The sequence below is a fragment of the Pseudoalteromonas sp. SR43-7 genome (assembly GCF_014163785.1).
GTDB classification, from domain to species: domain Bacteria; phylum Pseudomonadota; class Gammaproteobacteria; order Enterobacterales; family Alteromonadaceae; genus Pseudoalteromonas; species Pseudoalteromonas distincta.
This window is the reverse complement of sequence record NZ_JACJDY010000026.1, coordinates 47,809-62,599: the sequence shown is the minus strand read 5'-3', so window position 1 is coordinate 62,599 and position 14,791 is coordinate 47,809. Positions and strand designations below refer to the sequence as shown.

The window sequence follows — 14,791 nt, the reverse complement described above, 5'->3', positions numbered from 1 at the left end:
TGTAAATCTGACGGCTCAGCCTTCGCTGGTTCGAATCCAGCTCCCTCCACCACTTCTCTACTATTCCTATATTCCTATATTCCTATATTCAGGTTAACTTCAAAACACCCATTGTAAACTCATACTGTTTTTCTTTAGCCATGTTGATGATGCTTTATAATTAGGAAGAAAATGCTCAACGTGTTGCCAAAAAGCTTTACTGTGGTTTAAGTGACGTAAATGCGCTAACTCGTGGACAATCACATAATCAATAGCATGATAAGGCGCTCCGATTAAATGCAAATTAAATGTTAGCTCTCGCTTACTATTACAACTTCCCCACTTTCGCTTATAAATAGCTACTTTTAGACTCGTAGGTAATTCTTCACCCATTTGTGCGCAGAAGTACGCTAAACGCATTTCTATATATGCAGTTAGTTGCTCTTTTAAATATTCTTCAAGAAGTTGCTGATATTTTTGCGAAGTATTTTTAACGCGCGAAGAGTGTGTAATAAGCAAGCTGTCGTTACAGTTTAGTACTTCGGACTTAGTACCTTGCTTAAATTCTATGTTTACAATGCTATCAAAGATTAAAATTTGTTTGTCTTTGAGCGGGTTCTGTCTGTTATCAGCAATATTGTGCTGTTTAGTTAATTGAGCATTTACCCACACCTGCTTATCAAAAAGCCATTCTTGAATGTGTTTGTTACTAACAAACTGAGGGGCATATACAGTCACCTTTTTGTTATGTACTTTAATGGCAACCGTTTTACGTTTTATACTTTTCTTTAACTGATATTCAAACACTTTCATACTCATTAATGATATTGCTACGAGAAAATTCACCAGCAATTAATAAAACCAAATAAAGTGTAATTTTCGCTTAGTTAAGCCAATTCATTAGTTTTCTTAAGGTTACTCGATAGAAACTTAAATATGACCATATAAATCTAACTTAGTCCTGTGACAGGCAATACATTAGAATAAAAAACACCAACTAAAAAACTAATCCCTGATAAATAAAAGAAAACTAAAAGTAATAAATTCGTTATTTTATTCACTTCATTGAATTAACGGTTTATTTATTAATTAATTAGATTAGACTTGATAAATAAAGATTATATTTTGAGCCATTATGTTATCAGCTTTTTTTATCACAGACCAAGATCCTAGCTTAATCATTAATGGCGTTTACGATCCTCTATTAGTTTCAATGTCATTGCTAATTGCTATTTTTGCAGCCTTTTTCACCATTCGACTTATAGAGCTCGCAAAAGAAACTCAATTTCCTAGCTACCAACGTTTAGCAAATGTGACCGCTGCTACTGTTTTTTCGGCTGGTATTTGGAGTATGCACTTTATTGGTATGCTTGCCTTTTCACTGTGTACTAATATTGATTATGATCCAACAATCACTCTCCTTTCTTTTATACCAGCATTTATAGCATGTCAGTACGCTGTATCAATGCTAGTAAATAGTAAAGGGAATCTAAAAGTATTGTCGATTTGCTCCGTGTTACTAGGAGCTGGCATTGGCACTATGCATTATAGCGGCATGGCTGCAATGGATCTTGCTCCTTTACTTAGATATGATCCATTGATATTTGCGTTATCAATCATTGTTGCTGTAACCCTCTCCTTTATAGCCCTTTACAGTCGCTTTAATCTTGAGCGTTTTTTACCCTCTTTATCACCTCTTCAAAATAACTCAATTAGCGCTGTTATTTTAGGGTGTGCTGTTGCTGGTATGCACTATATGGGTATGGCCGCTACACGTTTTGTAGCTACATCGCCACTAATCTATGATGATGCTAACGCAACCGCAGGACTAACTTTTATCGCCATTGCAGTCGCCACAGCAACTATCGCGATTACAAGCGTGGTTGGTGTAATAAATGGTATGGTTCGCTATCGTATGCTACTTGAGGAGAAGTCGGCAAAAGAATCCCGTCTAAATGCTATTTTAGGTACCGCTATAGATGGCATTGTTACCATTGACCATGCTGGTATTATTTTAAGTTTTAATGAAGCCGCAAGTAAAATTTTTGGCTGGCAAGAAAACCAAGTTCAAGGCAAAAACGTAAAAATGCTAATGGACGATAACATTGCCAAGCACCACGACGAATACCTCTTAAATGCTCACAATGTTGATCTAGGTAAAATAATAGGCATAAACCGTGATGTATATGCAAAACACATGAACGGACATGTTTTTCCTATTCGCTTAGGTATAGGCGAAGTAAATCAGCCGGGCCATAACCCTTTATATGTTGGCTTTATCACCGACTTGACCGAACAACGCGCTTTGCAGCAAAGTTTAGAAGAGAAAGAACAAAAATACCGCTCTCTTATCGATAACATGCCCGGAGTCGCGTTTAGATGCAAGTTTGATGACAACTGGACTATGTTATTTATTAGTCCAAATATAATTGAGCTTACAGGGTATAACCCAAATGAGTTTACAGAGCATTGTATCGAGTTTAATGACTTAGTCTTGAAATCAGACCAAAAACAAATAGTTGATGAAGTCACTAAAGCTGTTGATGCAAAGTCTCAATATTCTATTGAATACCGAATTAGACATAGAAATGGCAAAATTTTGTGGTTGTTAGATAAAGGGAGTATCGACTTTGATGCTCAAGGCAACCCAAAGTGGATTGATGGTGTTTTAGTCGATATTACTGAACGCAAAGAATATGAAGAAAAACTAGAGCAAGCTAAATTTAAAGCTGAAGAAGCTGCTCATGCAAAGCAATCTTTTATGGCTAATATGAGCCATGAAATACGCACCCCAATGAATTCTATAATAGGTTTTAGCGATCTATTAATGGATACCCCACTTGATCAAGAACAACAAAAGCACTTGGTTACCGTAAATAATGCAGCGCGTTCATTGCTAAGATTGTTAAATGAAATTCTCGATTCTGCAAAACTAGAACGCGGTAAGCTGACCATTGAGCCAGTCCACTTTAGCTTAAAACCAGTGATAGACAGTATTATTTCTACTTTTTGGTTAGAGGCTAAAAAGAAAGATTTAGAACTTAAACTCCATATTAAAGAATCAGTAAGTTCTACGTACTACGGCGACCCAGATCGACTCAGACAAGTACTCACTAATCTAATTGGTAACGCGATTAAGTTCACCGAAGAAGGCTCTGTTACGGTCACCGTTGGCATGACACAAAATCAGCATCTGTTTTTTGAAGTGCAAGATACCGGAATTGGTATTGCAAAAGATCGTATTCAAGCTGTATTTCAACCTTTTGAACAAGCCGATGGCACTACTACTCGCCGCTTTGGTGGTACAGGCCTTGGTACAACCATAAGTAAACAACTTGTAGAGCTTATGGGCGGAACAATAAACTTAGTAAGTGAGCTAGGTAAAGGCACCTGTTTTTACTTTTCATTGCCGCTTACTTTAGGTGACGAATCTAAAATAGATTATTTTGATGGTCTACACACACAACTGCCTGCACTTAGAGTGCTAGTAGTTGATGATATAGAGCAAAATACAGAACTACTGTCTTTGCTTCTGTCACGCGATCAGCATTCAGTTACCAAAGCGTCAAACGGACTTGAAGCGATTAAAGTATTTGAAGAGCAAGACTTTGATGTCATATTAATGGATATACATATGCCATTGTGTGATGGCATACAAGCAGCACAAAAAATAAGAGCAATAGAAAACCAAAGGCAGCTAAAGTACACGCCAATTATCGCGCTCACAGCAAGCGTATTACAGCAAGATAAGCTTACGGCTAAAAAAGCAGGCATGAATGGCTTTGCCAATAAACCCGTCGATATAAACCAGCTTAACCAAGAAATAGCGCAAGTGCTGGGGCTTGGTATTGCAAAAGAAATGGTTATATCGCAAAGCGATCCTAAAGCGCAGCATATAGATTTTGAAAAAGGATTAGCACTTTGGGGCTCTAAGTGTAAGCAACTTACAGAGATTACTAAGTTTGTTAGTGATAGTGATAAGCGGTTTGAGAGATTATTTAATGATAAATTATCAAACATAAAAGATGTCGATAGCCTCATTCACACACTCAAAGGTGTTGCTGGTAACTTAGGGCTAACAACGTTAATGAAGTTATTAACCGATTTAGAGCACAATCAAAGTGATGCTAAAGTTATTAGTCTTTTAGACGATATCAAAAACGAACTACTTATTATAACGCAACTACTGTCATCAAATACTTGCGATGAGCCAAATAGCACGCCTGAAGATGATAGCTCCGACACTCTATCAATAGATGAGATTAAGCAATTGTGTGAAACACTTCATCAAGATGCGCAAAACGCAGAATTAAATGATGAACTACTCGCAAAGTTGCAACGCGGCGCACCTTCTACCTTTCAAAATGAAGTTGATGATATAGCCGAAGCCTTTGATGAATTTGATTTTGATAAAGCACACGTAATACTAGAAACCTTACTTGAAAAACTAACAAACAATGAGTATTAATTAATGGATTTTACGACAGATAGGCCGCGGGTATTAATTGTTGACGATGAGCCTGCAAATCTAAAAGTAATGCGCGAAGTGTTAGGTAATCAATATCGTATGTCGTTTGCTAAATCGGGTGATGCCGCACTAGCACTACTTGAAAAAGAGCTACCAAAGCTAATCTTGCTCGACATAATGATGCCAGATATGAATGGCTTTGAAGTATGCCAAATAGTTAAGAGAAATCCTAAAACATCACACATCCCAATTATTTTTGTAACTGCGCTTGGCGATGAAAGCGATGAATACAAAGGTTTTGAGTTAGGTGCAGTAGATTATATTACTAAACCAATAAGCCCTGCCATTGTAAGGGCAAGGGTTAATACTCACTTGTCGCTAGTACAAGCAGAGCAATTAAAGCAAGCTCATGTAGATTTAGTAGAACGTCTAGGCCGTGCAGCGGAATATAAAGACACCGACACGGGTGAACACATAGTGCGCATGAGCCAATACAGTAAAGTATTAGCGTTAGCACTAGGTATGGATGAGCAACGAGCAGAACTTCTACGTCAAGCCGCCCCAATGCACGATGTAGGAAAAATAGGTATTCCTGACGCTATCCTACTCAAACCTGGAAAGTTAACCTCTGAAGAGTTTGATCATATGAAAGAACACGCCACCATTGGCGCGCAAATTTTAGCAAACTCATCATCTCCTTTACTACAACTTGCACATACACTTGCAATTGAACACCACGAAAAATGGGATGGCTCAGGCTATCCTAACGGGATCAAAGGCGAGGAAATATCAGTTGAAGGTAGAATTGTTGCTATAGCTGACGTATTTGATGCACTTACCTCAAAACGCCCTTACAAAGAGGCTTGGAGCGTAGAGAAAACAGTTTTGCATATGCAAGAGCAAGCAGGAACTCATTTCGATCCCGCTCTAATCGAGCTATTAGTAAAAAACTTAGACGATATTATTGCTATAAAAAATGCAAATCAAGAAAGCTAATTCTTTTTAGCACTGTGAGAGCCAAGCTCAACATTTGGGTAACAAGATTTTATATAACGATAGTCATGTGACGTAATTTCATGGCTATTGCCACTTTCGTCTTTAAAGTACATAGAAAACGTTACACCATGATCTGCTAAAACTACTTTTATATTTAAACTCTCAAGATGAATACGCCATTGAATAAATTGATCCCCTGAGGCCAAAAATGCAATCCCTTTACTGCGCCCCTCTCCTTCAAACAATGCTAAACGAGTGGTTGAACAAGCATCTTCAAGCGTTAAAGGGCCTCGCCCATCCTCATCCCAAAAGGCAAGTTCTGGCACTACGCTAAAACCTAAAACCCGCTCATACCACTTAACGGCATTAGCTAAGTTATCAACATTTAAATGGCAATGATCAATGCCAGATAATTTCGGTATGCTTGTATTATTCACGTTACTCACCAATTTCTGACTTTAATTGCTCTAAAAACTCATGCATATACCTTGTTCGTCTATTCGCCTCTGCTTTAGCTGATGGGGTATTCATACTATCGGCAATATGTAATAACTTTATGAAAAAGTGATCAAGCGTGTATGTTTTATCATCAGCCTCGCGTTCAACACAAAAAGGGTCATTTGGGTTATATAATAACCGAGAAATTGAGCCACCAACCTTCATGCACCGGCTAACGCCAATAGCGCCCAATGCATCCATTCTGTCGGCATCTTGTACTATTTGCGCTTCAACTGTTTTAATTTTTATATTTGCGCTGAAGCTATGTGCTGCAATTGCATGATGAATCTCATCAAAAAGTGACTCGTCATAATTAATCGATTTTAAAAACTCCAATGCCTTATCAGCTGCCATAGTAGAGGCTTTTGCACGATCAGGGTGGTTTTTAGCCACCGCCACACAGTCGTGCATCCACGCTGCAGGTAATACTACTGACATGTTTGCCTGCTCCGCATTACATAACTGTATTGCAACGCGCACCACTCGCTCTATATGAGTAATGTCATGAGCAACATCGGCATGCACTAAAGAGGCGATAAACCCTCTACATTGTGAGTTAAGTATTTCTAAATCAGGGCTTAAAGCGACGTCAGACAAAGTTAGGTTCCAAAAAGCTAATTAATCAATGAATTATCCGTACTTTACCGTGCTTTATGCCACCCTTGCAAAACATTCATTGTATGTTGCTCCTTGCTTGACTAAAATACAGTGCTTATTTATTACTACTGAGAAGCCTTATGTCATCTGCCGTTTACCTACAAGCTGGTCGCGATAAATCATTAAAAAGAAAACACCCTTGGTTATTTTCAAAAGCCATCAAAAAAATTAAAGGTAAACCTGGATTAGGCGACACAGTAACGATTCACGACAGCGAAGGTAAGTTTTTAGCAACTGCTGCATATAGCCCTCACTCACAAATTCGTGCACGTGTTTGGAGCTTTGACGAAAAAGAAGTCATCGATCAACACTTTTTTGAACGCCGTTTACGTCGCTCATTAGAAGCCCGTAGCCAAGTTATTGAAGAAGGCGGGTTAACGGGCTTTAGATTATGTGCTGCTGAGTCTGATTACTTACCAGGCGTTACTATAGATAAATTTGATAACGTATTAGTGTGCCAGCTATTAAGTGCCGGTGCCGAGCGCCATAAAGGCGAGATTGTAGGTGCGTTGATGTCTATTTTCCCCGGCTCTAGCATATATGAGCGTTCTGACGTAGATGTACGTACTAAAGAAGGCTTAGAGCCAATTAAAGGCGCTCTTTGGGGCAATGAACCAACACAGCCCGTACTTATTGAAGAAAACGGCTTAAAAATCGAAGTTGATATAATTGAAGGTCACAAAACAGGATTTTACTTAGATCAGCGTGACAGCCGTGCTGCACTTGAGCGCTTCTCAAAAGGTAAAACTGTCCTTAACTGCTTTAGTTACACAGGTACATTCTCGTTGTATGCCCTGCGTGGTGGATGTGAGCATGTAACTAACGTAGATGTATCGCAACCCGCTTTAGATACAGCAAAGCGTAATGTTGAGCATAATAACTTAGATTTAAACAAAGTGAGCTTTGTTAAGCAGGATGTATTTAAATTATTACGCCAATACCGCGACGAAGGCAGACAGTTTGATACTATCGTAATGGACCCACCAAAATTTGCTGATAATAAAGCGCAGTTAACGGGAGCGTGTCGTGGCTATAAAGATATCAACATGATTGCCATGCAAATACTAAAACCAGGCGGAACACTATTAACATTCTCATGCTCTGGTTTAATGGAACAAAATTTGTTTCAAAAAGTAGTAGCCGATGCAGCACTTGATGCAGGTAAAGACCTACTGATAATGGAGCGATTAAACCAGGCAGCCGATCACCCAATTGCTGGCAGCTACCCTGAAGGCTTTTACTTAAAAGGCTTAATCTGTAAGGTTTTTTAATATCTACTATTGAGTTTAACTGAATTCGATTTAGTTAAACTCAATGATTTCAAGACCTGCTGTTACCGTGCCATCATCTTCTTTGCTGGCACGTATTACTTTTGCAGTTGCATTTAAAGGCGCAATACTTGGATGAGTCGAATCAATGTTCACCGTCAGTAAGGTATTAGGTTCAAGCAATTCATCTAAATGAATTGATAAACCTGTTGCACTTAAATCCACGCACTCTGCGGCAAAACTTAAACCCGCTATTGGTTCTATCGTTGTTAAATTTGCAGGCGTGTTAATCTGCATGCGTCTAAAATTTCGCTTATCATCAGTAAACATATGTTACCTCTAAACAACCGTGTTAATTTCTTCCAACAAAGCACCCACTGAAAATGGCTTTACAACATACGCGTTACAACCAGCATCAAACCCTGCTTGTTTTTCAGATGGGGACTCTAGGCCCGATACCATAACAACAGGAATATTTTTTGTTTCAGGTGTGTGCTTTAGCATTCGGCATGTATCATAACCATCAAGACCAGGCATACAAACATCAAGCAAAATTATATCTGGCGGACTCGCAATTGCTGACGCAAGGCAGCTTTGCCCTGAATCTGCGTAACTAACATCAAATTTCGACGCTAGTGCGGCTTTGAGCATTTCAAAATTAAAATACTCGTCATCTACCACTAAAAGTCGCTTTGTTTTATGTTCAATCGATGAGGACATAGCTATGTCGCTTCCTTTTCAAAACAAAAATAAATCCTTCTATTAAGGTACTAAGCTTAATAGAAAATGCAAGTTTTATTCTATCTCTTTTATCGCATTAAGTACCCGCTTGGCTGAAATTGGGTAAGGCGTTCCTAGTGTTTGAGCAAATAACGACACTCTAAGCTCCTGTTGCATCCAAAAAATAGCGGTTACCTCTTGTGGTATAGGCAACCCTTTAGGCGTTTTATTAACTACTTTTTTATACTCTTGCGCAACTTTATCTAGCTCTAGTACGCATAACCTATCACGATTTGGATCCACTGGCAGCTTTTCTAAACGTTTTTGAATCGCTTTTAAATAACGAATTAAATCCGCTATTTTATCTGCGCCATGCGCGCTCACAAAACCTTTAAATATAAGTGACTCAAGCTGTGACTTAATATCGCCGTGCGCGGTTATCATGGTTAAATCAACGCGCCCTTTCATTTTTTTATGCAGGGCATGAGCAATACTTAATACTTGCTCAACTTGCGTTGCAATCGATACAACGGCATCGCCCAGCTCACCGCGTATTTGCTCTTTTACTGTTTCAAATGCTTTTTCGTCGCGTATATCACCGTGTTTTACTAATAAGCTATCAACACCTGCGGCAATACAGTCATCAATTAAATCAGCTATTTTACCAAATGGGTTAAAGTACAAACCCAGCTTTGCCTTATTCGGTAAATTTTGTTGTAAGTACTTAATTGGCGATGGCACATTTAATAGTACTAAACGGCGCAAACCTTGTTGATGTGCTTGCTGCGCTTTTGCTTCGCTATCAAAAAGCTCCACTGCAGCGGCTGATTTTTTATCCACCAGCGCAGGGTATGCTTTTATCTCATATTGACCTTGTTTTTTAACGTATGAAGCGGGTAACTCACCAAAATCCCATTGTGTTAGGTCTGACTTTTCAATGCCTTTATCGGCTACTTTAGAGAGTGTTTCGGTTACTTCACCTTGCAGCTCTGCTTTGAGCTTGGCTAAATCAAGTCCTCGTGCAAGTAACTTATCGCTCTCATCACGTACTTCAAACTGCAATCGTAAATGCGGTGCAAGTGCGGTTAAATCCCACGCCTCAGGATCAACCCTCACACCTGTCATTCTTAATAAACGCGTGGCTAAAGCATCAATTAAGCTACCTTGCATTGGCTCAATAGCTGCCAGCACTGCATCAGCATAATTTGGTGCTGGCACAAAATTACGACGAAGCGATTTAGGCAATGACTTTATAAGCCCACTTATTAGCTCATGCCTAAATGCTGGTATGTGCCAGTCAAAACCACTTTCTTGTACTTGATTTAAAAGCGCGACCGGTATTTGTACCGCAACGCCATCAACTGCTTGGCCTGGGTCGAAATGATAAGCAAGCGGCAATATAATATTGTCTTGCTGCCATGTGTCAGGGTAGTCAAACTCAGTGATATTACTTGCACCATGCTGCATTAACTCTTCACGAGTCATGTGTAAGTAATGCTTATTTTGTTGTTTTTGTGTTTTATACCATTTTAAAAATGCAGCGCGGTTATTAATTTCTTTGGGTATTTTTTTATCGTAAAACTCAAACAACGTTTGCTCATCAACTAAAATATCACGACGACGTGACTTATTTTCCAGAACTTGAATATCTTCTATTAGCTCACGGTTAAACGCTAAAAAGCCCTCGTTTAAGCCCAGTTCTTGCTCAACTAATGCAGTGCGCACAAAAAGCTCTCGACTCACTTTAGGGTCTATGTTGCTATAAACACAGCGGCGTTTATTTACAACAAGTAAGCCGTATAAAGTTTGCTGTTCAAACGCGATTACCGCACCTGGCTTTTTCTCCCAATGAGGTTCTGTGTAACTACGTTTAACTAAGTGCTGTGCTAATGGTTCTACCCAGTTAATGTCTATTTTTGCATTTGTGCGGCCATATAACTTACTTGTCTCTACCAGCTCCGCTGACATGATCCATTTAGGGCTCTTTTTAAATAAACCTGAACCCGGAAAAATATGAAACTGACTATTACGTGCGCCTTTGTATATTTGTTTTTCATCTTTAAAGCCAATATGGCTTAGCATCCCGCTTAACAACGCTTTGTGAACAAGTTCGCCATCAGCCGCTTGGCTGGTTGCTTTCATGCCCATTTCGTTACACACAGTACTTATTTGATAAACAATATCTTGCCATTCACGCAGGCGCATATAGGCTAAGAAGTCTTTTTGACACAGCTTTCTAAATTGGCTATTAGTCAGCTCGCTTTGCTGCTCTTCTAGGTAATTCCATAAGTTTAAAAAAGCGATAAAATCAGAATCTGGATCATCAAAACGACCGTGTTTTTCATTGGCAGCAGCACGTTTTTCTTGTGGGCGTTCACGTGGGTCTTGAATAGACAACGCCGCCACAATAATAATCACTTCACGCAATGCGCCAAGTTTATGGGCTGTTAGCACCATTTTTGCTAAACGTGGGTCAACGGGTAATCGACTAAGCTCCCTGCCCGATTGAGTTAGGCTGGTTTTACTATCGCGTTTAGCTGGTTTTACCGCTTGTAGCTCTTCAAGCAATGTTAGGCCATCATTAATATTGCGGCTATCTGGCGCTTGTACAAACGGAAATTGCGCCATATCCCCAAGCCCTAGCGCCAACATTTGTAAAATAACAGATGCAAGGTTAGTACGCAGTATTTCAGGGTCGGTAAACTCTGGACGTGATAAAAAATCATCCTCAGAGTACAACCTAATACAAATACCCGCTTCAACACGTCCACAACGGCCCATACGCTGATTGGCGCTTGCTTGTGATATAGGCTCTATTGGTAGGCGCTGTACTTTTGTACGATAGCTGTAGCGACTTATACGCGCAGTACCTGGGTCTATTACATAACGAATACCTGGCACGGTGAGTGACGTTTCGGCTACGTTAGTCGATAAAATAATATGACGACGAGAATGCGGCGCAAATATACGGTTTTGCTCTGCGTTAGATAAACGCGAGTAAAGTGGCAATACATCGGTGTGTTTTAAATTACGCTTGCTAAGTGCATCTGCGGTATCGCGTATTTCACGCTCACCATTTAAAAATATGAGAATATCGCCAGGGCCTTCAGCGCACAGCTCATCAACGGCATCAAAAATACCTTGTAGCTGATCGCCCTCCGCTTCCATATCATCTTTATTAATATCAGTAATAGGGTTGTAGCGCACATCAACAGGGAAAGTACGACCCGATACTTCTATAATGGGCGCATCATCAAAGTGCTTTGAAAAACGCTCAGGATCGATAGTCGCTGAGGTAATTATTATTTTTAAATCAGGGCGTTTTGGAAGCAGGTTTTTTAAGTAACCTAAAATAAAATCAATATTTAAACTACGCTCATGCGCTTCATCAATAATAATCGTGTCGTATTGATTTAAAAAACGGTCTTGCTGAATTTCAGCCAGCAAAATACCGTCGGTCATTAATTTAATATACGTATTATTAGATACCTGATCGCTAAAACGAATTTTAAAGCCAACTTGCTGACCAAGTTCACACTTCATTTCTTCAGCAATACGATTAGCCACAGTACGCGCTGCTAATCGACGTGGTTGCGTATGACCAATTAAACCATCAACACCACGACCAAGCTCTAAACACATTTTAGGTATTTGCGTTGTTTTGCCTGAGCCCGTCTCACCGGCAATAATAACCACTTGGTTATTTGCAATGGCGTCTTTAATTAATTCCTTTTTTTGACTTACCGGCAATTGCTCAGGGTAAGTCACTTTAGGGAGGCCAGCTAAGCGTTTATCACGTAATTCTTGGCTACGGGTTATATCAGCCGCTATTTTTTCAAGCGCGTTGGCATGCTTGTTTTCATCGGTTATTTTTTTTACGCCATGTAAGCGTTTTTTGAAAATGAATTGATCTTTTTTTAAGCACGTTTTTAGCTCGCCAAACAACTGACCTAGGTTTACCACCCGCATACCTTATAAAATTAGTTAAAGAGCCGTAATTGTATCAAATTAAACGGCTGGGGTTAATCCTACAAAATGCATAACGCGGGGTTGTTTGTTATATAAACGCTGCTATTGAACTAAACTGTGAATAATAAATTTATTTTAAACAATTATTTTCAGGGCTAACTACATTGAATAAATTAAATGACGTTGGCTTATTCGTCACTAAAAATGCCCACGTAGGTCGCTTGCGTATTCGATTTACTTGCCCGATACATGCCAGAGGTATTAAACGGTAAGCTAATATTACCCTTTGTATCAATAATAATTACGCCGCCAGTGCCACCAATAGGCTTAAGCACACCGTTTATAACTTCATCCCCTGCTTCGGCTATGGTTTTACCTTGGTACTTAACTCGGGCACATATATCGCTTGCTACGTTATAGCGAATAAAATATTCACCATGCCCTGTTGCCGATACCGCGCACGATTCATTTTCAGCAAATGTTCCGGCCCCAATTACCGGCGCATCCCCCACACGACCATAACGTTTTGCGGTCATACCACCTGTTGATGTACCTGCCGCTAAATTACCATTTTTATCAAGCGCCACTGCGCCAACCGTGCCCATTTTGTAAGAGTTAGGTAATGCTTTGTGCGCGGCTTGGTACTCTTTACTGGTTGCTTTGGCTTTATCTAATTTTTGTTTTGCTTTTAAAAGCGCTTTGTAGCGAGGCTCGGTATCAAATAAGTTATTTTCGACAAGCTCAACACCTTGCTCTTTAGCAAACTCTTCAGCGCCTTGCCCACTAAGCATTACATGTACAGAGTTATACATTACCAAACGTGCTAAGTTAATTGGGCTCTCAATATGCTTTACACCCGCAACTGCGCCTGCTTCACGGTTTCGACCATCCATTATGGATGCATCAAGCTCATGCCCGCCATCGTAGGTGTATACCGCCCCACGCCCTGCATTAAAATAAGGGGATTGCTCTAATACTGCAATTGCTGCAATTACCGCATCTAAGCTTTCGCCGCCTTGGTGTAATACTTTATAACCAGTCTCTACTGCTTGCGTTAATTTTGCACGATACTCTTTTTCTTGAGCGGGTGTAAATCGTGCTTTTTCAATTGTCCCTGCCCCACCATGAATCGCAATGGCAAAAGGAGTCTCTGCAGCTACTGCGCTATTACTTAAAGCAACAAGGCTGCTCGCAAAAATAGCTAATAATGGTGTTTTCATAATGAGTTCTTTTATGGGGAAGTTACAAACTAATGTGAATGGTTACGGACTTAATTTCAACTAAAGTGAGTTTAATGGCATAAAAAAAGCGCCTTAAGGCGCTTTTTAAAATTTTACGTGTTTGTAATTAAGCTTGTTTAGCTTTTAAACGCGCTAAACGTGCTACTTGGTGAGTAGACGTTAAGAACGAGTAAATTGGTGCTAAGTAACCACGTTTACGAAGCTCTAAGAAATCAGCATCGCTTAACTCGTTTAGTTTTTTCTCATCGATAAGGTAAATACCGTTGATGTCTTTTTTCTCGCCTTTAATGTCTACTGTTAGCGTTTGCGCAATTAGTAGCTCTTTATCAGCAAGGAATTTAGTGAACGCTTCAGTTACTTGAGAAAACTCAATAAATGATACTAGCGCTTCTTTACGACGTTTTAGGTAATCTGTTTCTTCGCCGTTTTCAAATAATGCGTTACCTTCGTCTTCACCAACAAGCGCACTTGCTTCGTCAATTACGATACCGTATTGATCTTGATCTGGGTGTTTAACTAAACCAAGTGGGTAACGAGTAGATGCCATAGGTGCAAATGCTGCAGTCCATTTACCATCTTCTACAAAAAGGTTTTCGCCTGGCTCTAAGCCAAACATAGCAACTGCTTGAAAAGTGCCGGTTTCGTTATTTTTAACGAATGACATTGGAAACTCGTTTGCTACACGTGCAAACTCATGTGCAACTACTGGCACTAAGTGTTGAGTTTTCATGAATTCTACATTGATGCCGTTTTGAATTTTAGTGTTGGCATGTTTTTCGTTGTGTAAAGGCTGTACTTGTTGCTCCGCCATGTTACTGCTCCGTTTATTTTAATTTATATGTTTCATTGTTAATGCCTTTAGGCTAATGCTTTTGAGCTAAAAAAGGAAGGGAAACTTTTATGACAACAACCATGAAAAAATAAAATTTAACTAAATCTGAACGTTGCTAAAAAACATACAGCTCAAACTCATAAATTTTGTTCAAAAACAACAC

11 protein-coding genes are annotated in these 14,791 nt (G+C 39.5%); 3 read left to right on the top strand and 8 right to left on the bottom strand.

The window, feature by feature from the left end; genetic code table 11:
* Positions 1–99: 99 nt before the first annotated feature.
* A complete protein-coding gene (locus H5087_RS17295) occupies positions 100–798 on the bottom strand; it encodes a M48 family metallopeptidase (RefSeq protein WP_182672827.1) in 699 nt (232 codons plus the stop codon).
* A 316-nt stretch (positions 799–1,114) separates the two neighbouring features.
* Here H5087_RS17295 and H5087_RS17290 point away from each other — a divergent pair, with 316 nt between their 5' ends.
* On the top strand, positions 1,115–4,447 hold the full coding sequence (locus H5087_RS17290) for an MHYT domain-containing protein (protein WP_182672826.1): 3,333 nt from the start codon (positions 1,115–1,117) through the stop codon (positions 4,445–4,447).
* 3 nt (positions 4,448–4,450) lie between these two features.
* Positions 4,451–5,443, top strand: coding sequence for a two-component system response regulator (locus tag H5087_RS17285; protein WP_002961438.1), 993 nt, complete (start codon positions 4,451–4,453; stop codon positions 5,441–5,443).
* On the opposite strand, the gene H5087_RS17280 is transcribed toward H5087_RS17285, so the two are convergent.
* Together H5087_RS17280 and H5087_RS17275 are read right to left on the bottom strand one after the other, a co-directional pair.
* Complete coding sequence (locus tag H5087_RS17280; RefSeq protein WP_182672825.1) at positions 5,440–5,880, bottom strand: VOC family protein; 441 nt, start codon at positions 5,878–5,880, stop codon at positions 5,440–5,442. The genes H5087_RS17285 and H5087_RS17280 overlap by 4 nt on opposite strands.
* Before the next feature lies 1 nt (position 5,881).
* On the bottom strand, positions 5,882–6,538 hold the full coding sequence (locus tag H5087_RS17275) for an HD domain-containing protein (RefSeq protein WP_039487345.1): 657 nt from the start codon (positions 6,536–6,538) through the stop codon (positions 5,882–5,884).
* 140 nt (positions 6,539–6,678) lie between these two features.
* Between H5087_RS17275 and H5087_RS17270 the strand changes: the two genes are divergently transcribed.
* Positions 6,679–7,869 carry a class I SAM-dependent methyltransferase gene (locus H5087_RS17270; RefSeq protein ID WP_182672824.1) on the top strand — a complete coding sequence of 397 codons (1,191 nt, stop codon included), beginning with the start codon at positions 6,679–6,681 and terminating at the stop codon, positions 7,867–7,869.
* A 30-nt stretch (positions 7,870–7,899) separates the two neighbouring features.
* On the opposite strand, the gene H5087_RS17265 is transcribed toward H5087_RS17270, so the two are convergent.
* The 5 genes from H5087_RS17265 to H5087_RS17245 form a co-directional block, all read right to left on the bottom strand.
* Positions 7,900–8,196: a PilZ domain-containing protein gene (locus tag H5087_RS17265; protein WP_024597619.1), complete on the bottom strand. Its 297-nt coding sequence runs from the start codon at positions 8,194–8,196 to the stop codon at positions 7,900–7,902.
* A gap of 9 nt (positions 8,197–8,205) precedes the next feature.
* Entirely contained in the window at positions 8,206–8,586 is a 381-nt protein-coding gene (locus tag H5087_RS17260; protein ID WP_024597850.1) for a PleD family two-component system response regulator, read from the bottom strand.
* A gap of 75 nt (positions 8,587–8,661) precedes the next feature.
* Positions 8,662–12,549, bottom strand: a complete 3,888-nt coding sequence (hrpA, locus tag H5087_RS17255; protein ID WP_182672823.1) for an ATP-dependent RNA helicase HrpA — start codon at positions 12,547–12,549, stop codon at positions 8,662–8,664.
* Between the two features lie 194 nt (positions 12,550–12,743).
* On the bottom strand, positions 12,744–13,775 hold the full coding sequence (locus tag H5087_RS17250) for an isoaspartyl peptidase/L-asparaginase family protein (protein WP_182672822.1): 1,032 nt from the start codon (positions 13,773–13,775) through the stop codon (positions 12,744–12,746).
* A gap of 127 nt (positions 13,776–13,902) precedes the next feature.
* Entirely contained in the window at positions 13,903–14,607 is a 705-nt protein-coding gene (locus H5087_RS17245; RefSeq protein ID WP_024597622.1) for a SapC family protein, read from the bottom strand.
* Positions 14,608–14,791: the final 184 nt, after the last annotated feature.